The sequence below is a fragment of the Pseudonocardia xishanensis genome, assembly GCF_039541715.1.
GTDB classification, from domain to species: Bacteria; Actinomycetota; Actinomycetes; order Mycobacteriales; family Pseudonocardiaceae; genus Pseudonocardia; species Pseudonocardia xishanensis.
In genome coordinates this window covers 16,767-35,615 of record NZ_BAABGT010000116.1, presented here as the reverse complement: position 1 = coordinate 35,615, position 18,849 = coordinate 16,767, and the positions used below count along the sequence as shown (strand labels likewise).

The following is an 18,849-nucleotide window of genomic DNA, read 5'->3' as shown; positions in this document are numbered from 1 at the left end:
CCCACAGCTCCAGTCTCCTTGCTAGATCAGGAGCCTCTCCACCGGCCAGGACGGTTCAGACCTACCCGGCGTGACCATGCACGCCCCCAACGCCCCCGCCTACGACCGGGAGTCGACCTACGTCCTGGACGACTGGCGGTGACCCGGCCGCGGGAGTGCTGGGTGTGCTGCCCGGGCAGGTTGGTCAACCGGGTGATGGGTGGTTGACCGCCGAGGGCGGTGTGGGGCCTGTGGTGGTTGTACTCGTGCGGGAACGCCGGAAGGGCCTTCCGGCGTTGCGACTTCCACAGGTGTGATCGGTAGGGCGCCCCGTTGTCCGACAGCACCCGGCGGGTCGTGGCGCCGCGCTCGGCGTACCAGGCCACGGCTCGGCACAGCACCGCGGTGGCGGTGGCGGCGGTCTCGTCGTCGTGGATCTCGGCGTAGGCCGCCCGACGGTGATCGTCGATCACGGTGTGGACGAACGCGGTGCCCATCTTCGGGTTGTGGTGGCGGTTGAGGGGCTTGCCCGGCGTCGCGGCGCGACCCCCGGTTCGACCAACGTCCCCGGGCAGCACAGCTAGGTCCGGAGCGCGGCGTGGGCGGCCTCGACCGCCTGCCCGGCGTACCTGCCCCCGAACAGCACCGTGTGCACCAGCAGCGGGAACAGCTGGTGCAGCGGGACCCGGTCGCGCCACCCGGGGGCGAGGGGAGCCGCGTCGTCGTAGGCGGACCGGACGGTGTCCAGGTGGGGCAGGCCGAAGAGGGCGAGCATCGCGAGGTCGGTCTCCCGGTGCCCGCCGTGGGCGGCCGGGTCGATCAGCCACGCGCCCGTCGGCGACCACAGCACGTTGCCGGACCAGAGGTCGCCGTGCAGGCGGGCGGGTGGTTCCGGTGGGCCCGCGAGGTCGGGCAGGCGGGCGCAGACCTCGTCGAACACGGCGGTCTCGGGCAGCCGGGCCCGTCGGACGTAGGCCAGGATCCGGTGCTCGGCGAACCACTCCGGCCACGAGTCACCGGGCACGTTCCGCATCCCCGTGCCGCCGATCCGCGCCTCGACCGGCCCGCCGGGCGGCGGGGACCCGAAGGCGGGCGCGCCCGCGGCGTGCAGGGTGGCCAGCCGCCGTCCGAAGGCGGCCGCGGCCTCTCGGGACGGTGAGCCCGCCGGGACCTCCTCGCCGACCAGCCAGTCCTGCCCCGCGTCGAGGACCTCGGGCACCGGTGGGCCACCGGGCACGGCGAGCCACCGCAGCCCGGCCGCCTCCGCCGCAGCCCCCACGTCGCGCTTGACGACGACGCGGCGGCCGCCCGGCAGGACCGCCCGACTCACCCCGCGGGGTGCCGAGCGGGGATCGAACCCGGGCGGGGTCACAGCTCCTTGCGCACCCGCTCCAGCAGCCCCGGCACCGCGGCCTCGATCATGCGCAGCACCTCGGCGAACCCGTCCGGGCCACCGTAGTAGGGGTCGGGGACCTCGGCGTCGTCCGGCGAGTCGGGGTCGAAGGAGCGCAGCAGCACCACGCGGTCCGGCTCGGGGACGGAGTCCCGCAGCGCCCGGCGGTGGCCCGCGTCCAGGGCCACCAGGACGTTCGCGGACAGCACGGTCGAGTCCACCTGACGGGCGACGTGGGAGGCGTCGTAGCCGTGGGCGCGCAGCACCTCGGCCGCGCGCTCGTCCATCGGCTCACCCGTGTGCCAGCCACCGGTCCCTGCGCTGGTCACCGTGACGGTCTCCGCCAACCCCGCCTCGTCGAGGGCGGCACGGAACACCTTCTCGGCCATGGGGGAGCGACAGATGTTCCCGGTACAGACGAAACTGACATGCACTCGGCCACCGTAGGGTGCCCGGGTATGGCGGGCGTGACGGAAGGGCCGGAGGAGATCAAGACCACGGTGTCGGCTTCGCCCGGTTCCACCCTGGACACGCTCCGTCACCACGGAGACGTCGAGACGGCACCGGGACTGGTCGACTTCGCCGTGAACGTCCAGGGCGAGGCCCCGCCGCCCTGGCTGCGGGACCGCCTCGCCGCCACCCTGGGCGACCTGGCCCGGTACCCGACGGCGGAGCACGACCGCCGGGCGCGCGAGGCCGTCGCCCGTCGGCACGGCCGCGACCCCGCGGAGGTGCTCATCCTGGCGGGCAGTGCCGAAGGGTTCGCGCTGATCCCGGCCCTGCGCCCGCGCCACGCCGCGGTGGTGCACCCCGGGTTCACCGAGCCCGAGGCGGCGCTGCGCGGGGCCGGGCTTCCGGTGACCCACGTCCTCACCCGTGGTGACCACCGGCTCGACCCCGCGGCGGTGCCGGAGGCGGCGGACCTCGTCGTCGTCGGCAACCCCACGAACCCGACGGGTGTCCTGCACCCCGCCGCCGACCTGCGCGCCCTCCTGCGCCCGGGCCGAGTCCTGCTGGTGGACGAGGCCTTCGCCGACGCCGTGCCCGGCGAGCCGGAGTCGCTGGCGGGGGAGCCGGGGGCGCTGGTCTTCCGGTCGCTCACCAAGACCTGGGCGCTCGCGGGGCTACGGGCCGGCTACGCGCTCGGCGACCCGGCGGTGCTGGCCCGGCTCGCGGCCCCGCGTCCGCACTGGCCGGTCGGGACGCTCGCCCTGGAGGCCGTGATCGCGTGTTCCGAGCCCGCCGCGGTGGCCGAGGCGAAGGCCCTGGCCCGGGTGCTCGCCGAGCACCGGGACCGGCAGGCCGCGGCGCTCGCGGCGGTCCCGGGTGTCGAGGTGCTCCCCGGGCGCGCGCCCTACCTGCTCCTGAAGGTGCCCGAGGGGACCCGGGAACGGTTGCGGGACAAGGGGATCGCGGTGCGGCGCTGCGACACCTTCCCCGGGCTGGGTGCCGACCACGTCCGGGTCGCGGTCCGCGAGCCCGCCCGGGCGGCGGTCCTGGTCGAGGCGCTGCGGGAGATCCTGGTAGGAGTAGCCGCATGAGCGTGCGTGCGAGCGACCCGAGGGCCCAGCGCCCGACCGAGCGCCCGGAGGGAACGCGATGACCTCGCTCGCGGACGTCACCGCCGCACTCGAGGCCGCCTACCCGCCCGGGCTCGCCCAGGACTGGGACGCGGTGGGGCTGGTCTGCGGGGACCCCGCCGACCCCGTCGAGCGGGTGCTGTTCGCCGTCGACCCGGTCGCCGAGACCGTCGCCGAGGCGATCGAGAGCGGGGCCGGGCTGCTGGTCACCCACCACCCGCTGCTGCTGCGCGGGGTGCACGGCGTGGGCGCGGACACCCCCAAGGGGGCGTTGCTGCACCGGCTCATCCGCGCCGGCGTCGGGCTCTACACCGCGCACACGAACGCCGACTCCGCCGATCCCGGGGTCTCCGACGCGCTGGCCGACGCCCTCGGGCTCACCGTCACCGCCCCGCTGCAGCCCGCCCCGGCCGAGCCGCTGGACAAGATCGTCGCGTTCGTGCCCACCGGGTCCGCGATCCGCGGCGTGCACGAGGCGCTCTCCGCGGCGGGCGCGGGTGAGATCGGCGACTACTCGCACTGCTCGTTCGCCACCGCGGGTACCGGCCAGTTCCTGCCGCACGCCGGCGCGAACCCGACGATCGGCGAGGTCGGCAGGCTGGAGCGGGTGGCGGAGACCCGGTTGGAGATGGTGCTGCCGCGCCACCGCAGGCGCGCCGTCGTCGAGGCGCTGCGGGCCAGCCATCCCTACGAGGAGCCCGCGTTCGACGTCCTGGAGCTGGCCGCGCTGCCGTCTCACCGGGGCCTGGGCCGGGTGGGGGAGCTCCCGGAGCCCGAGCCGTTGTCCGCCTTCACCTCCCGGGTCGCCGCGGCCCTGCCGGAGACGGCCTGGGGCGTCCGCGCGGCGGGCGACCCGGACCGGCTCGTGTCCCGGGTGGCGGTCTGCGGAGGCGCCGGGGACTCGGCGTTGTCGGCCGCGATCGCCGCGGGCGTGGACGTGTACGTGACCGCCGACCTGCGCCACCACCCGGCGTCGGAGCACCTGCTCGCGGGCTCGCTGCCGGGCCGTCCGACCCCGGCCCTGGTGGACGTGGCGCACTGGGCGTCGGAGTGGCCGTGGTGCGGGCAGGCGGCGGGCGTGGTCGAGAAGGCGCTGGGGGGTAGCGTCGAGGTCCGCGTGTCCACGCTCCGGACGGACCCGTGGACGATCGGCGCATGACCCGGAGCACGACGAGGAGGACCGTGTGAAGGCCGCCCCCACCGCGCAGAAGCGGCTGCTCGACCTCGCGCAGGTCGACGCCGAGCTGACCCGCCTCGCCCACCGGCGCCGGGCCCTGCCCGAGCACGCCGAGCTGACCGCGGCCGAGGAGCGGGTGCGTGCGGGCAAGGACGCGCTGGTCGAGGCCGAGACCGCGGCGGGCGACCTGGACCGGGACATCACCCGGCTGGAGCGGGACATCGACGGCGTCCGTGCCCGCACCGAGCGGGACAGGGCCCTGCTCGCGGGCGGCATCGGCGCGAAGCAGGCCCAGGACCTGCAGCACGAGCTGGAGACGCTGGCCCGGCGGCAGTCCAACCTGGAGGACGAGCAGCTCGAGGTCATGGAGCAGCGCGAGGCGTTGGGCGGCAACCTCGACCACGCCGGGCGGGTGCTGGCCGAGGCCGAGGGCGAGCTCGCGGCGGTGACCGAGCGCCGGGACACCGCGATCGCGGACCTGGACGCCGCCGAGGCGGGCCGGACCCGGGACCGCGCCGCGATCGTCCCCGACCTGCCGGAGGACCTGCTCGCCGTCTACGAGCAGCGGCGGGCGGGCGGCCGGGTCGGCGCGGGCCTGCTGCGCGAGCGCCGCTGCGGCGCCTGCAGGCTGGAGCTGGACCGGACCTTCCTGGGCCGGGTCAAGGCCGCCGCGGCGGACGAGGTCGTGTTCTGCGAGGAGTGCGACGCCATCCTCGTCCGCACCGGGGAGTCGGGTCTGTGAGTGCGCCCTCCGGGTCTGCCGCATGGACCGGGCAGCGGGGTCAGGTCACCCGGCTGCTCCTGCTGCGCCACGGCCAGACGCCGCTCTCGATCGAGAAGCGCTACTCCGGCCTCGGTGATCCCGCTCTGACCGAGCTCGGCGAGGCGCAGGCCGAGGCCGCCGCCCGACGGATGCTCGCCCGCGGCGGCATCGACGCGATCCTCTCCTCACCCCTGCAGCGCGCCCGACAGACCGCGGAGGCCGTGTCGAAGGCGATCGACGTGCCCGTCGAGATCCGCCCCGGCCTCATCGAGACGGACTTCGGTTCCTGGGAGGGCCTCACGTTCCTGGAGGCGCGCAGGCAGGACCCGGAGGTGTTCGCGCGCTGGCTCGGCAGCTCGGACGTGGCGCCGCCCGAGGGTGAGAGCTTCGACGTCGCCGGGGCCCGGGTGAACGCCGCGCTGGCGGAGATCGTCGCGGAGTTCGCCGGGCGCACGGTGCTGCTGGTCAGCCACGTCACGCCGATCAAGCTGATCCTGCAGACCGCGCTCGGGGTGGGCACGTCGATCCTCTACCGGCTGCACCTCGACCTGGCGTGCCTGTCCGTCGCGGACTTCTTCGCGGACGGCAACGCCACCGTCCGGCTGGTCAACGACACCTCACACCTCGGAGGGCCGGACTCCCCGGCCCTCACCCGCTGACTGCCCACAGCGCCACCGTCGACGCGGCGAGCGCGAGGGGCACGGTCAGCAGGCCCAGCGCCGAGAACGTGGCGAGCCGCGGCGGGTCCGGCAGGATCCGTCGCCACAGCAGGGTGGCCAGCGAGCCGACGTAGGTCAGGTTGGGTCCGATGTTCACCCCCAGCAGCAGCGCCAGGACCAGCGCGGGGGCGGGCGCCGGGCCGAGCGCGGCCAGCAGCACCAGGGTGGCGGGCAGGTTGTTGACGACGTTCGCCAGCACCGCCGCGATCCCCGCCACCGCCAGCAGCCCGAGCAGCGTCGGGGTGTCCGGCAGCAGCCCGGCGAGCGCGCCCGAGAGGCCGTGGGCGCTCACCGCCGCGACGACCACGCCGAGCGCGAGCACGAACAGGCAGAACAGCGGCGAGGTGCCCACGACCAGGCCGCGCACGGACGTCTCGCGCCGGAGCAGCGCCCGCACGGCGAGGACCACCGCGCCCGCCGCCGCGATCCACACCGGCTCCACGCCGAGGAACCCGGACACCGCGAACCCGACCAGCGTCAGGCCGAGCACCGCGAGGGCGACCCGCGGCGTCGGGCGCTCCGGCCGCTCCACCGGCTCGGCCCGCGGCAGGTCGCCGCGGAAGAACCATCGCAGCACCCCGTACTCCACGGCCAGGGTGACCAGCCAGGGCAGGGCCATCACGGCCGCGAACCCCAGGAACGACAGCCCCGACGCGCTGAAGACCAGCAGGTTCGTCAGGTTGGACACCGGCAGCAGCAGCGAGCCCGCGTTGGACAGGTGCACACAGGCGTAGGCGTGCGGCCGGGCGGGCACCCGCAGCCGGGTCGCGGTGGCCAGCACGACCGGGGTCAGCAGGACCACCGTCGCGTCCAGGCTCAGCACGGCGGTCACCCCGGTCGCCGCGGCGAAGACCAGCGCGAACAGCCGCGGCGCCGACCCGCGCGCGGACCGGGCCAACCGGTCGCCCAGCCAGCCGAAGACCCCCTCGGCGTCGGCGAGCCTGCCCAGCAGCAGGATCGCCGCGAGGAACCCGACCGTCGGCCCCAGCTCCCCGATCTCCGCCCACGCCGCGTCCCACGGCAGCGCCCCGAACGAGACGACGAGCACCGCCGCCGGGATCGCGGCCGCCGCCTCGGGCACCCCCCGGGGCCGCGCCACCGCGACGACGAGCACCACCGCGAGCAGCGCGACGGCGAGGACTATCACGACAGCCCCACCCGCGGGCTCACGTGACCAGCAGGTACACGCCGACCGCCAGCCCCAGCAGCACCACGCACCAGCGCAGGACCTTCTCCGGCAGCCGCCGGGCCACCCGCGCGCCGACGTACCCGCCGAGCAGCGTGGTGGGCGCCAGCACCGCGACCGCGACCCAGTCCACCGGCGCCCGGAGCGCGAAGATCACCACGGTGACGCTCGCGGCGACCAGCGACAGGACGCCCTTGAGCGCGTTGAGCCTGACCAGCCGGTCGTGGGCGAGCAGCGAGAGCGTGGAGATCAGGATGACGCCGAGGGCCCCGCCGAAGTAGCCGCCGTAGACCCCGGCGAGGAACATCGTGGGCAGCAGCAGCGCGCGGTCGCGCTCACCCGCGGTGCCGTCTCCGGGTGTCCCGATCCAGCGCTTCAGCCGCGGGGCCAGCGCCATCAGGATGCTCGCGGCGATCACCAGGACCGGGACCACGGCGTCGAACACCGAGGCGGGCAGCGTCAGGAGCAGGATGCAGCCGACCACCGAGCCGAGGGCCGCCGCGATCGAGGTCCGGACGATCCGGCGCCGCTGTCCGACCAGCTCCCGCCGGTTCCCGGCGACGATCCCCACGTAGCCCGGCCACTGCGCCACCGAGTTGGTGACGTTCGCCGCGAGCGGGTTGAGCCCCACCGCCAGCAGGGCGGGGAACACCAGCAGCGACCCGCCCCCGGCCACGGCGTTCACCGCCCCCGCGACCACACCGGCCACCAGCAGGAACACCACCTGGCCCGCAGAAGCTCCCACCACCGCCGCACCCTAACCCCGCGCCGCGGTGATCACCGCCTGCGGTCCACCGGTGCCGGATACGGCACCGGTGAACCGAACGTCGTGACCGCACGAACTCGCGGAACACCTCCAGCGCCCGTTCGCCGCCCACCCGGGCCCTCGACGACGAGCTCCACGCTCGCCGCCTGCGACCCTCGTCCCGCCCGCGAACGCGCGCCCGGCGGGCCGCGCGTTCTCCAGCGCGTCGAGCTCGGCGTGGGCTCGCAGGTCCCCGGTCGACGCGACCCGGTTGCGCCCCTCGGCGAGCACCGCCCCGTCGGCCCCGAGCAGGACGGCCCCGAAGGGCCGGTTCCCCGGTCGACGTCCGCGAGAGCCTGGACGAGATCGCCGCGGCGCACTCGTCGTTCCACCGGGTGCTCGTCGAGGCGGCGGCGAACCCGCTGCTGTCGGTGATGAGGGGCCCGCTCGCCGAGTGCTGGTCGGTCCTCGACCCGGTGGCGGCCACCCGCACGCGTCGGCGGTAGTGTTGACGGCGCGGACGAGCAGGCCGGGCGGCCGCGTCACCCCGAGGCCGTTCACGGCGGAGGGGTGCCGAGGAAAGTCCGGACTCCGCAGGGCAGGGTGGTTCGCTAACGGCAACCCGGGGTGACCCGCGGGACAGTGCCACAGAGAACAGACCGCCTCCGGCGCGAGCCGGAGGTAAGGGTGAAACGGTGGTGTAAGAGACCACCAGCACCCCGGGTGACCGGGGTGGCTCGGTAAACCCCACCCGGAGCAAGGCCAAAAGGTGTCCCCCGGGACACTGCGCAGGTGCATGAGGGCTGCCCGCCCGAGCCTGCGGGTAGGCCGCTCGAGCCTGCCGGCGACGGCAGGCCTAGATGGATGGTCGCCGAACGGGGGCTCGCAAGACCCCCGGGAACAGGATCCGGCTTACAGGCCTGCTCGTCCCTCCTAAGCCTCTGACCTGCGAGAACACTGTGGCCAGCCCTGGATCGGGCACAATTCGGGCACACCAGATTTGATCTTGTGCCCGATGGTGATCGACTACTCGTCCCGGGGGAGGCTCTCTGCGTCCGCCGGCGACGCCTCGAGGACCGAGTCGATCGCCTCTCTGGTGCGGTCGTCGGAGTCCGGCCAGAGGTGTGCGTACGTGTCCAGAGTCTCGGCCGCGGTCGCATGCCCGAGACGACGCTGGACGGTCTTGATCGACTCGCCGTGCCGGATGAGCAGTGACGCGTAGTAGTGGCGGAGGTCGTGAAATCCTGTTCCCCGAGGGGCGCCGGCCGCTGCCACCGTGGGACGCCAGATCTCCCGGGAGAACCGGGTCCGGCGGAGGGCCTGCCCCTCCTCGTCCGTGAAGATCAGGCCCTCGGGGTGCTGCACCGGGAACTGCTCCAGGTGACGCCGAAGGACCTCACACACGACCTTCGGCAGGGGAATCGTGCGATGCGACGCGGATGTCTTCGGCGGGGCGAGCATCGGAGGACGCCTCGCCAGGAGGATCACCTGCTGATCGACCCGCAGCAGCTGCCGGTCGAGGTCGAGACGATCCTGCGCGACGCCGAAGCATTCACCCTGTCGAACCCCGGTTCCGGCAGCCAGGACGACAGCAGCCCGATAACGGGCCGGCGCCGCGCCGATGAGGGACTCGACCGTCGACGTCGCGAGCGGCATGACCTCCCTCGGCAGCTTGCGTGGGAGCCTCGTCCCCTCGCATGGGGACCGATGCACGATCCGGTCTCTCATCGCACACTTGTAGATCCCCGCCAGGATCCCGTGGATGACGTGAACGGTCGACGGCGAGAGTGTCCGGCTGAGGCGGCTCACCCGAGCCTGGACCCCGCTGGGGAGAACCGAGGACATCCGCCGGTCACCGAACGTCGGGTAGACGTGACGGCGCAGGTTGGTCTCGACGTGGGCCTCGGTGGTCGGCCGGTGGACGAGAGACTCTCGCCAGGCTTCCGCGTACTCGCGCACGATCGTCTTTTCGTTCGGGTCGACACAGTCCCCTCGGACCACGTCGGCGCTCACGGTCGCAAGGAGTCGTTCTGCTTCGATCTTGCGGGCAAAGGACTTCTTACGCTGCTTCCCGTCGGGATCGCGCCAGCGGGCGACCCATGTGGTCTTCGTCGCCTGGACGTGACGAGTGACGGTGCCAATCTGAACTCCTATCGCTGCGCCTCGAACCAGGCGCGCACGTCGGCCGGCTCGTAGCGGACATAGCGCCCGACTCGCCTCGACTTCGGGCCGTACCCCAGGTAGCGCCGAGACGGGCCGGTGTTGGGGTGACTTCCGCCGAAGGTACTGATCGGTATGATGTCAGACGATATCGAATCGTTCTGTCCGCTGGTGGCGTGATAATACATTCGTGGCGCCAATAAGCCTCGGAGGGAAGCATCGGAGGATGCTGGATTTTGCAGTTGGGCTGAGAAGCTATGGGCACGAGATGCTCGTTGCTGCGGAAATTGGAGGACGTGCCATTGGGGTAGCTGAAGAACTGGGGCTGGATGCGTACGGTGTGCCGCCCTTCGAGCGCACCCGAGCATGCCCGGCGGTATCTGGAACACGGTCTGGAGCACGCCCGCGCGGCGGGCGACCGCTGGGGCGAAAGCTTGGCCCTGACCGGCCTCGGCATGGTCCGCCACACCCGAGGTGACCTGGCCGGCGCGACCAACTGCCTGCGCCAGGCGATCACTCTCGCTCACGAGGTCGGGGACCGGTGGTGGGAACGCCTGGCCACCACGGCGTTGGGCCGCGTACACACTGCGCTCGGCGACCACGTCAAGGCCGCGACCCACCACGGAAAGAGCCTTGAAGCTGGCTCGCGACCTCGACGACAAGGCCGCCGAAGCCGACGCACTGGCCGCCCTGGCGGAATGACGGCGTGGGTGCGATGTCATCCTCGCTGAGCGGCGCGACGACCTGCGCCGGTCCCGCGCCGCCCTTGAGCGGGCCCTGCGCGCTCGGCTGCCGGATCGGCGGTGGCGCTGTGGATCGAGCTCCCGCACCCGAGCGCGACCCGCGTCGCCTCGGCGGCCCTCGAGCTCGGCCTCCGGATCTCCTCCGGTCCGCGCTTCACCGTGCACGGCACCGCCGATCGGTGGCTCCGACGGCCCTTCACCCGGGCCGGCCTCGTCGCCGGCTTGCTCGAGGAAGCCTCGCTCCGGGCCGCGGCGCCACCGAACCGGGACCGGCCCGTCTCACGCTGGACGGCCTGAGCTGCCGGGCCATCGGGCGCTCCGACGATGGTTCAGAACCACCGGCTGACGGCTCGGTCGAACGCACCACGGTCCGGAGTGCGGGCGCCGGCCCAGGCGATGATGCCGTCCGGTCGGACGAGCACGGCGCCAAGGCCGAGGTCGTCGAGCGCCGGACCGGTCGCGTACCGGATCCGGTCGGCGTGGTGCGACGCCGCCTCGCGCAGGTGCCCCTCGGCGGTGAAGTCGAGGGCGACGCCGCGGCAGTCTCGCAGCAGCTCGCCGAGGGGGGTGCTGTCGGCCAGGCGGAAGTCTGGCGCGTTGCGGCCGACCAGCGGGTGTTCGCCGCCGAGCTCGTAGCGAAGCGACGTGCCCGAGGTGCGCTCGAAGACGTACGTGGTGCCGTCGTGGGTCTCCAACAGGTCGCGCACCACGGCCTGGACCGCCCGGGAGTGCGGGTCCGGCCGCATGGTCGCCACCTGGGCACGCGACCAGTCGAGCACCCGCGCGCCGATCGGGTGGCGTTCGGCGGTGTAGGTGTCGAGCAGACCTTCCGGCGCGTGCCCGCGCACCGTCGCCGCGAGCTTCCAGCCCAGGTTGACCGCGTCGCCGAGGCCGAGGTTGAGCCCCTGCCCACCGAGCGGGGAGTGGATGTGCGCGGCGTCGCCGGCGAGCAGGACGCGGCCGCGCCGGTAGGTGGTCGTCTGCATCGCCCGGTCGGTGAAGGTCGAGGCGAGGTGCACGTCGCCGAGCGACACGTCGGTACCGGACACGCGGCGCAGCACCGACTGGAGGTGCTCGCGGGTCAGCGGCCGGGAACGGTCGTACGCGCCGCCGTCGAAGTCCATGACGCCGAAGTGTCCGGGCTCGGACATCGTGACGTACATGCCCGCCGGGGTCAGGGCGAAGCCGCGACGCAGTTTCTCCGGATCGGAGAGCGTCGCCAGCGCGAGGTAGCCGGTGAACTGCGGTTCGGTGCCGGCGAAGTCGAAGCCCGTGAGGCGGCGTACCGCACTGCGGCCGCCGTCGCAGCCGACGAGCCAGCAGGCCGGGTACACCTGCTCGCCGGCCCGGGCGGCCACGGTTTCGCCGTCTTGGGTGACGGCCGTGACGGCGACACCCCGCCGGATCTCGACGCCGAGCTTTTCGGCCCGCTCGGCCAGCACCGTCTCCACCGCTTCGAGGCTGGTCATGATGCCGTCCGAGGCCGGGCTGGGCAGCCGGTAGGGCAGCCGGGCGAGGTCGACGTCGGCCGGGTCGAGCATCATCCCGGCGAAGTGGCCGACCGTCCGCGGGGGCGCCGGTTTGTCCGAGACCGGCGTCTCCGGCACTCCCGACGCCGTCAGCAGGGCCGGCAGCATCCCGCAGCGGTACAACGCCTCGACCGACCCGCCCGACAGTCCCCGCATGCCGAGCGGGAAGCTGCGCCACGGGGTGTGCGGCTCCGGCTCCCGTTCGAGGACCAGCACCGAGCAGCCCGCGAGGCCGAGCTCGCCGGCGACGAACAGGCCGACCGGACCGGCCCCCACGATCACGACGTCATGCATGGCAGTTCCCTTCTCGAGGTGTGCCCCGAGACTGGCCACCGCCGCGCACACCAGACGCACATCGCGCGCACACCAGGGTTTTGCCCTGCTACGGACTGGTCAGCGAGGCCGGGTCGGCTTCGGCCACGGCGGTTTCCGCGTCCAGCTCCCAGCCTTGCGCGTACGCTGCGGCGAACTCGTCCTCGCCCGACGCGGCCCGGACCCGGCAGGTGAGCTCGCGGACCTGCGGATCGGTGCGGTCGTGCGCGCCCCGCAGCCGGGCGGCGACCCCCAGCAGCACGGCCGGCTCGTGCCGCCGCCCGAGTGCTTCGGCGAGCGCGGCGGTGTACACCGTCACCAGCGACAGGATCGGCAGGTCGCGGGCGACCAGCGCGGCGGCGTACGCGGCCCGCAGCGCCTTGTCCGCGCCGCCCAGGTCACCCTGGGCCAGGCAGAATGCGGCACGGGCGCCGGCGACCAGGGTGCGGGCGTGGTCCGAGGGGAACGCGGTGTCGCCGGGCAGACCGCGTTCGGCGGCGTCGAGCAGGGCACCGGCCCGGTCCAGGTCGCCCAGCCGCACCCGCAAGTCGGCCTCCCGGGCGTCGACCAGCACCACCATCTCCGCCGACGACGTGCGCAGCGCCCGCTCCCGGGCGGCGCCGATCACCGCCATCGCGCGGTCGGTTTCGTCCCTCCGCACGTGCAGGTCGATCCAGCGCAGGTCGCTGTAGAACTGGTCGCCGAGGCTGAGCGAGCCGAACTCGCCCGCCAGCGTCCGGGCCTCGCGCAGGTCGGCCAGCGCACCGTCGAGGTCGTCGTAGCACCGCAGCTGTGCGCGCATCGGCAGCGTCGCCGCCTGGCCCCAGCGGTCGCCGGCCCGCCGGAAGCCGTCCAGGGCCGCTTCCAGGTGGACGCGCACCCGATCGAGCGCACCGGTGTTCTCGGCGAACTCGGCCTGGAACATGTGGGCCAGCCCGGACAGCCACGCGTCGTCGCCGTCGGCCAGGCGCTGGAAGGCCGGGAGCGCGGTCTCTTCTTCCAGCAGGAAGAGAAGCACCGGGCCGAACACGCGGTAGTGGGCCGGCAGGCGCGGGTGCGCGAGCAGCCGGTCGGCCAGCTCCCGCATCTCCGCCCGGTCGGCCGCGGCTTCCCCGGCGGTGATCCCCGACAGGATGTCCGCTCGGTTGAGCAGGTAGACGGCCCGGGCGCAGTCGCGCTCGGCCGCCGGCCCGCCGCCGGGCACCGCCAGCGCCGCCCCCAGCCAGTGGTCGGCGTCGGCCGTGCGGCCGAACATCTGCCAGTACCAGGTCATGGCGAGCACGAGGGTGATCGCGGCGGCGGCGTCACCGGTGGCGCACAGGTGGCGCAGGGCGGCGATCGTGTTGTCGTATTCGGCGCTGAAGACCTGCATGGCTCGGACCTGGTCGTGGCCGCGCAGCCCGGATTCGTGGCGAGCCATCAGCTCGGTGAAGTGGGCGGCGGCCAGGTCGCGGGCCGTGCCGAGGTCGCCGGAGCCGGTCAGCCGGGCGGTGCCGTACTCACGGATGGTTTCGAGCATGCGGTAGCGGCCGGTGCCGGTCGGCAGCTGCAGCAGTGACCGGTCGACGAGAGCGGCGAGCAGTTCGGGGATCTCGTCGGCGGGCACGGCCGTGCCGGCGCAGACGGCGGCGGCCGAGGCCGGGGTGACGCCGCCGGGCAGGATCGAGATCCGTTCCGCGACGGTGCGTTCGTGCTCGTCGAGCAGCTCCCAGCTCCAGGCGATCACGGCGCCCAGGGTGCGGTGCCGCGGTGGCGCGGTGCGGTGGCCGGTGGTGAGGAGCCGGAACCGGTCGGCGAGCCCGTCGGCGAGGTCGGGCAGGGCCAGCGTGCGCAACCGGGCGGCGGCCAGCTCGAGAGCCAGCGGCAGGCCGTCCAGGCCGCGCACCATGCGCACGATGCCGGGCAGCGTGGTGTCGTCGACGGCGAAACCGGGGCGCACGGCGGCGGCCCGCTCGGTGAACAGGCGCACCGAGGCCACCGCGGCGGCCTGGTCGACGTCGGCGTCCGGCTCAGGCAGTGCGAGCGGGCCCAGCGGCACGAGTGCCTCGCCGTCCACCGCGAAGGGTTCGCGGCTGGTGGCGAGCACCCGCACCCCGGGGCAGCGGGGGAGCAGTGCCGCGACCAGGTGGGCCACGGCCTCGATCAGGTGCTCGCAATTGTCGAGCAGCAGCAAGCTTTCCCGGCCGCCGAGCTCACAGACGAGCACGTCCAGCTCGTCACCCTCGACCCGCCGGTGGACGTCGAACAGCGCGCCGCCCCGAAGCCCGATCCCGGCGAGCACGGCCGGGCCGATCTTCGCCGGTTCGGTGACGGGCGCGAGGTCGACGAAGCAGGCGCCGTCGCGGTATTCGTCCTGGTGGTGGCGGGCGGCTTCGAGCGCCAGCCGGGTCTTCCCGGCGCCACCGGGGCCGAGGACGGTGACCAGCCGTCCGGTGGTGAGCAGGGCGCCGATCCGGGTGAGGTCGTCGTCGCGGCCGATGAAGCCGGTCAGCGGCGCGGGCAGGGTGGACGGCGGGACCCGGCCGGGTTCGGTGGCGGCCCGCCGTCCGGTTTCCGCCGTGCCGGCCGAGGTGTCCAGGAGGCGCAGATGGCGGTCCCGCAGGGCGGTGCCCGGGTCGGCGCCGAGGTCCTCGGCGAGGGTCCGGCGAACCCGCTCGTAGACGGCCAGCGCTTCGGCCTGCCGCCCCTGGGCGGCGAGCGCGTCCATGAGCAGCCCGGCCGCCCGCTCGTGTGCCGGGTGCTCGGCCAGCAACCCGGTCAGCCGGGTGGCGGCCACTTCGGCGCTCCCCAGCGACAGCTCGGCGTCGGCGAGGTCGGCGACCGCCTCGACCGAAACCCGCGCCAACCCGGTCGCCACCGTGGGTGCGACCGCGGCGATCACCGCGGGCTCGGCACCGGCGGGGTCGCCCCACAAGGCGACGGCCTCGGCGAGCGCGGTGCTCGCGCCCTCCGGGTCACCCGCCCGCAGCCGTTCCCGGCCGGCCGCGGTGAGCTGCTCGAAGCGCAGCGCGTCCACGTCGGCGGCGTCCACCGCCAGCCGATAGCCGCCCGCGACCTGCACGATCCCGGCCGGGCGGAGCGTGCGGCGCAGCCGGGACACGAGGGTCTGCAGCGCGGAGGCGGGCCCGGACGGCGGTTCCTCGCCCCAGATCGCGTCGACCAGCACGCCCGGCTCGACCGCGCGGCCCCCGGCGAGCGCGAGCCGGACCAGCAGGCCCCGCAGCCGCGCGCCCGGCACGGGCACGACCACGTCACCACGAGCCACCTCGAACGCTCGCAGCAGCGTGATGCGAAGCCGGGCACCACCGTCCATCCCCCGATCTTCGCGCGCTCGCCCGCGCCACCTCGAACCAGGGCGGCCGTGTCAGCGCCGTGTGCGTCCCGTGTGAGCGGCCCGCCGCAGCCTTGCGCCACGACCACCACGAACCACGGAGGAACCGATGACCGAGACGGACAACGCATGCAGCTGGATCCGGAGCTGGGGCGCTTCGCCCCAGGCCGCCCACGACGGGCTCGGCTCGCTCGACGACCATCCGCCCCTCGCCGACGTGACCCTCCGGCAAGTGGTCCGCGTCGGCGGCGGCGGGCGCCGGGTGCGGATCCGCTTCACCAACGAGTTCGGGACCGGGCCCTTGACCATCGGCGCGGCACAGCTGGCTCTCGCGGCCCCCGGCGGTGCGGTGCGGGCCGGCAGCGAGCGCGTGCTGACCTTCTCCGGCGCCACGGCCGTCACCGTCCCGGCCGGCGCGCCCGTCCTCAGCGATCCGGTCGACATGTCCCTGCCCGCGCTCGCCGAGCTGTCCATCAGCCTCTACCTGCCCGAGCGCGTGGAGACCTGCACCTGCCACGATCCCGCCCTGGACACCGGCTGGACGATCCCGGGCGACGCTGTCGCCGCCCCCACGCTGCCGGAGAACGCCGGGGACCTGCCGGTGCGGGCCCTGATCTCCGCCGTCGAATCAGTCCCCGACGCCCCGGCGAAGGCCATCGTGGTGCTCGGCGACTCCCGCACCGACGGCGCCGGTTCGACCCCGGACACCCACCACAGCTGGCCGGAACTGCTGGCCGAGCGGCTCGAAACCGGGTACGTCGTCAACCAGGGCATCAGCGGCAACCGGATGCTGAACGACGGCATCGGTGCTGCCGCCCTGGCCCGCTTCGACCGGGACGTGCTGGCGACGCCCGGCCTCGGCTGCGTGGTGCTGTCCATCGGCGCGAACGACATCGCCATCTCCTTCGCCCCGCGCGACGACGGTTCCCTCGCCGACTTCCTGAAGATGTTCCCCGGCGCGCCGGTGACGACGGACGATGTCATCGCCGGCCACCGGCAACTGATCGCCCGGGCGCGCGAACGCGGCGTCCGGGTCTACGGCACCACCATCGCGCCCTTCGAGGGCTCGGAGCTGTACACACCGGCAGGCGAGAACGCGCGCCAGACGGTCAACGAGTGGATCCGCACCGGCGGCGCCTTCGACGCCGTGCTCGATTTCGATACCGTCTGGCGCGACGCGGCCCACCCCGGCCGGATCAGGGACGACTTCCACGCCGGCGATCACCTGCACGGCAGCGACGCGGGTTATCGGGCCCTTGCCGATTCCGTCGACCTGTCGCTGTTCAGCTGAGCCGGCCGAGAAGGCCCTCGCCCGCCTCAGCCGCCGGTTACGAAGTCCACCACCGCCTTGCCGAACAGGTCGGGTTCTTCGAGGTGGCCGAAGTGACCGCTGTGCTCCAGCACGACGAGGCTGGACGCGGGGATCAGGTCGGCCAGCTCGTGCGCCCAGCGGACTCCGCAGATCACGTCGAACCGGCCGACGACCACCAGCGCGGGCACAGTCAGCGCACCCAACGCTGCCCGGTCGTCGATCGTGTCCGGTACGAGCTGCGCATCCAGTCCGGAGATGTGCGTGCCACGCACGGCCGCCCTCAGGGGCGCGAACTCCGCCTCCCGGCCCCAGTAGTCGGCGAAGTACGCCGGCATCAGGCCGCGCAGCGCGGCGGTCATTTCGTCGTCGTTCGAGATGGACGCGGTCGCCTGCAGGGCGGGCAGTCCGGGCCGGCCGGCGTTGCGGCGGGCGAACTCCGCGACGGTGCGCTGGGCTTCGGCGCCGTGCTCCGGCCCGGTGACCGGGGCACTTTCGTACAACACCACCCCGGCGACCCGGCCGGGGTGGTGCAGCGCGAAGTACTGCGCGACGAACCCGCCGTGGGGAATGGCCGAGGAGGTGGGCCGTGGCCAGGCCGAGGTGGTCCAGCAGCGAGAGCACGGCGCGGGCGTACCGGTCGCGGGTGTACCCGTGCGGGTGGGACGCCAGCCGCCCTGAGCCACCGGTGCCGATCGGCTCGACGTAGACCATGGTCAGGTGGTCTTCGAGCGCGGGCATCCGGAGGTACGCCCAGTCCACGCCGGGGCCGCCGGGAACGGCGACGCACACCGGCCCGCGGCCGTGCACGTGGTAGCGCTGAAGGATGCCGTCGAGCTCGACGGTGTGGGTGCCGATGTCCATGGGACTTCTCCGATCGCAGGGTGCTGGGACACCGGCACGATGGCCTCGGGGAAGGAAAGTTCGATCCGGCCGGCATGGCGTGCGTCACACCGCGGAGCTCGCGTCGAGACCGGGAAGAATGATCTGGTGACCCCCATCGACATCGAGCTGGCGCAGCGCCCGGGCCGGCAGCGTGAGCGCCCTCGGGACGTTGCTCGCCCGGCATCAGGCCGACCTGCGCGCGGTGGCGCTGAGCATCCTGGGCTACGGCCCGGACGCCGAGGACGCGCTGCAGGACGCCGCGCTGCAGACGTGCGGCGGATCGGCACCCTGCGCGACCCGGCCGCGGCGGGCCCGTGGCTGCGGGAGATCGTCCGCAACGCATGCCTCATGCGCCTGCGCGCCGCTCGCCGGGTCGTGCCGGTCGCGGACCCGAGGCCGCCTGCCGATCTCGCGACCCCGGAACGCGTTCTCGAAGATCACGTGTCACGTGACTGGATCTGCCACGCGACCGACAGCCTGTCCCGGGCGTTGCGGGAGGTGGTCCTGTTGCGCCACTTCAGCGACGTCACGTCGTACGAGCAGATCGCCGCCGCCTGCCGGCTTCCGGTGGGCACGGTGCGCAGCCGGCTGAACCAGGCGCGGACCAAGCTGTCCGAAGCACTGCTGTCCACCACCGACCGGGCGTATGACGACGCCGACGCGCGCAACGCCGCCAGCGCGCGAGAGGCGACCGACGCAGTGGCCGCCGCCCGGCGGGGCGAGTTCGCCGGCGTCGTCGCCGACCGCTGGGCACCGGACCTGCGCATGACCAGCGGTCAGGGTTTCCAGGGCGGGCCGGGCATGGCCGTGGCGGGCATGGAAGCGGACCTGGCCTACGGCGTGCGCCGGCACCTGGTCAACGCCATCACCAGCCGCGACTTCACCGTCTGGGAAATGGCGATGGTCAGCCCGTCGCACGATCCGCGGCACTGCCCGCCGGCCGTGGTGTGGCTGATGTCGCACGACGAAGGTCGAGTCGACCGCCTGCGCCTGTTCTTCCCGGCGAACTGACGAGCACACGGGCCGTCGCCCGTACGG

16 protein-coding genes, 1 other RNA gene and 1 pseudogene are annotated in these 18,849 nt (G+C 73.9%); 9 read left to right on the top strand and 9 right to left on the bottom strand.

Annotated elements, in window-relative coordinates; all coding sequences use genetic code 11:
- Nucleotides 1–164 precede the first annotated feature (164 nt).
- From ABD993_RS33235 to ABD993_RS33225, 3 genes and pseudogenes are all read right to left on the bottom strand, one after another.
- Nucleotides 165–542, bottom strand: a pseudogene (locus tag ABD993_RS33235) (DDE-type integrase/transposase/recombinase); the annotation flags it as partial.
- 17 nt (nucleotides 543–559) lie between these two features.
- A complete protein-coding gene (locus ABD993_RS33230; protein WP_425569223.1) occupies nucleotides 560–1,351 on the bottom strand; it encodes a fructosamine kinase family protein in 792 nt (263 codons plus the stop codon).
- Entirely contained in the window at nucleotides 1,348–1,761 is a 414-nt protein-coding gene (locus ABD993_RS33225; RefSeq protein ID WP_425569222.1) for a low molecular weight protein-tyrosine-phosphatase, read from the bottom strand. Before ABD993_RS33225 ends, ABD993_RS33230 begins: the two co-directional genes overlap by 4 nt.
- Before the next feature lie 69 nt (nucleotides 1,762–1,830).
- Here ABD993_RS33225 and cobC point away from each other — a divergent pair, with 69 nt between their 5' ends.
- Genes cobC through ABD993_RS33205 form a run of 4 tightly spaced genes read left to right on the top strand, consistent with a single transcriptional unit; the run spans nucleotide 1,831 to nucleotide 5,551 of the window.
- Nucleotides 1,831–2,913 carry an Rv2231c family histidinol phosphate aminotransferase CobC gene (cobC, locus tag ABD993_RS33220; protein ID WP_345427072.1) on the top strand — a complete coding sequence of 361 codons (1,083 nt, stop codon included), beginning with the start codon at nucleotides 1,831–1,833 and terminating at the stop codon, nucleotides 2,911–2,913.
- A 58-nt stretch (nucleotides 2,914–2,971) separates the two neighbouring features.
- Nucleotides 2,972–4,111 (top strand): Nif3-like dinuclear metal center hexameric protein, encoded by a 1,140-nt coding sequence (locus tag ABD993_RS33215; RefSeq protein WP_345427070.1) that lies wholly within the window; start codon nucleotides 2,972–2,974, stop codon nucleotides 4,109–4,111.
- Nucleotides 4,112–4,136: 25 nt separating this feature from the next.
- Entirely contained in the window at nucleotides 4,137–4,871 is a 735-nt protein-coding gene (locus ABD993_RS33210; protein ID WP_345427068.1) for a zinc ribbon domain-containing protein, read from the top strand.
- Nucleotides 4,868–5,551 (top strand): histidine phosphatase family protein, encoded by a 684-nt coding sequence (locus ABD993_RS33205; RefSeq protein ID WP_345427066.1) that lies wholly within the window; start codon nucleotides 4,868–4,870, stop codon nucleotides 5,549–5,551. The genes ABD993_RS33210 and ABD993_RS33205 overlap by 4 nt, the downstream gene beginning before the upstream one ends.
- On the opposite strand, the gene ABD993_RS33200 is transcribed toward ABD993_RS33205, so the two are convergent.
- A complete protein-coding gene (locus ABD993_RS33200) occupies nucleotides 5,541–6,758 on the bottom strand; it encodes an SLC13 family permease (protein ID WP_345427064.1) in 1,218 nt (405 codons plus the stop codon). The two genes, ABD993_RS33205 and ABD993_RS33200, sit on opposite strands and share 11 nt — an antisense overlap.
- A 19-nt stretch (nucleotides 6,759–6,777) precedes the next feature.
- A complete protein-coding gene (locus ABD993_RS33195; RefSeq protein WP_345427063.1) occupies nucleotides 6,778–7,545 on the bottom strand; it encodes a sulfite exporter TauE/SafE family protein in 768 nt (255 codons plus the stop codon).
- A 518-nt stretch (nucleotides 7,546–8,063) separates the two neighbouring features.
- Here ABD993_RS33195 and rnpB point away from each other — a divergent pair.
- An RNA gene (rnpB, locus tag ABD993_RS33190) (RNase P RNA component class A) lies at nucleotides 8,064–8,473 on the top strand.
- 95 nt (nucleotides 8,474–8,568) lie between these two features.
- Here the strand turns inward: rnpB and ABD993_RS33185 are convergent.
- Nucleotides 8,569–9,198 (bottom strand): site-specific integrase, encoded by a 630-nt coding sequence (locus tag ABD993_RS33185; protein ID WP_345427061.1) that lies wholly within the window; start codon nucleotides 9,196–9,198, stop codon nucleotides 8,569–8,571.
- An 833-nt stretch (nucleotides 9,199–10,031) separates the two neighbouring features.
- On the opposite strand from ABD993_RS33185, the gene ABD993_RS33180 reads away from it, so the two are divergent.
- Both ABD993_RS33180 and ABD993_RS33175 read left to right on the top strand, forming a co-directional pair.
- Nucleotides 10,032–10,433: a tetratricopeptide repeat protein gene (locus ABD993_RS33180; protein ID WP_345427059.1), complete on the top strand. Its 402-nt coding sequence runs from the start codon at nucleotides 10,032–10,034 to the stop codon at nucleotides 10,431–10,433.
- Nucleotides 10,434–10,505: 72 nt separating this feature from the next.
- Nucleotides 10,506–10,742, top strand: a complete 237-nt coding sequence (locus tag ABD993_RS33175; RefSeq protein ID WP_345427057.1) for a hypothetical protein — start codon at nucleotides 10,506–10,508, stop codon at nucleotides 10,740–10,742.
- A 32-nt stretch (nucleotides 10,743–10,774) separates the two neighbouring features.
- Here ABD993_RS33175 and ABD993_RS33170 read toward each other — a convergent pair whose 3' ends face one another.
- Together ABD993_RS33170 and ABD993_RS33165 are read right to left on the bottom strand one after the other, a co-directional pair.
- Entirely contained in the window at nucleotides 10,775–12,268 is a 1,494-nt protein-coding gene (locus tag ABD993_RS33170) for an FAD-dependent monooxygenase (RefSeq protein WP_345427055.1), read from the bottom strand.
- Between the two features lie 88 nt (nucleotides 12,269–12,356).
- Entirely contained in the window at nucleotides 12,357–15,599 is a 3,243-nt protein-coding gene (locus tag ABD993_RS33165) for an ATP-binding protein (protein WP_345427054.1), read from the bottom strand.
- A gap of 319 nt (nucleotides 15,600–15,918) precedes the next feature.
- On the opposite strand from ABD993_RS33165, the gene ABD993_RS33160 reads away from it, so the two are divergent.
- Nucleotides 15,919–16,908, top strand: a complete 990-nt coding sequence (locus ABD993_RS33160; protein ID WP_345427052.1) for an SGNH/GDSL hydrolase family protein — start codon at nucleotides 15,919–15,921, stop codon at nucleotides 16,906–16,908.
- A 26-nt stretch (nucleotides 16,909–16,934) separates the two neighbouring features.
- On the opposite strand, the gene ABD993_RS33155 is transcribed toward ABD993_RS33160, so the two are convergent.
- Nucleotides 16,935–17,612 carry an alpha/beta fold hydrolase gene (locus ABD993_RS33155; protein WP_345427050.1) on the bottom strand — a complete coding sequence of 226 codons (678 nt, stop codon included), beginning with the start codon at nucleotides 17,610–17,612 and terminating at the stop codon, nucleotides 16,935–16,937.
- Nucleotides 17,613–18,081: 469 nt separating this feature from the next.
- Here ABD993_RS33155 and ABD993_RS33150 point away from each other — a divergent pair, with 469 nt between their 5' ends.
- On the top strand, nucleotides 18,082–18,822 hold the full coding sequence (locus ABD993_RS33150) for an RNA polymerase sigma factor (protein ID WP_345427048.1): 741 nt from the start codon (nucleotides 18,082–18,084) through the stop codon (nucleotides 18,820–18,822).
- Nucleotides 18,823–18,849: the final 27 nt, after the last annotated feature.

Bases quoted from the DNA above. Each gene is read 5' to 3' on its own strand.
- ABD993_RS33225 (WP_425569222.1), bottom strand. From the start codon at position 1,761: ATGGCCGAGAAGGTGTTCCGTGCCGCCCTCGACGAGGCGGGGTTGGCG.
- cobC (WP_345427072.1), top strand. From the start codon at position 1,831: ATGGCGGGCGTGACGGAAGGGCCGGAGGAGATCAAGACCACGGTGTCG.
- ABD993_RS33215 (WP_345427070.1), top strand. From the start codon at position 2,972: ATGACCTCGCTCGCGGACGTCACCGCCGCACTCGAGGCCGCCTACCCG.
- ABD993_RS33185 (WP_345427061.1), bottom strand. From the start codon at position 9,198: ATGCCGCTCGCGACGTCGACGGTCGAGTCCCTCATCGGCGCGGCGCCG.
- ABD993_RS33180 (WP_345427059.1), top strand. From the start codon at position 10,032: ATGCGTACGGTGTGCCGCCCTTCGAGCGCACCCGAGCATGCCCGGCGG.
- ABD993_RS33170 (WP_345427055.1), bottom strand. From the start codon at position 12,268: ATGCATGACGTCGTGATCGTGGGGGCCGGTCCGGTCGGCCTGTTCGTC.
- ABD993_RS33165 (WP_345427054.1), bottom strand. From the start codon at position 15,599: ATGGACGGTGGTGCCCGGCTTCGCATCACGCTGCTGCGAGCGTTCGAG.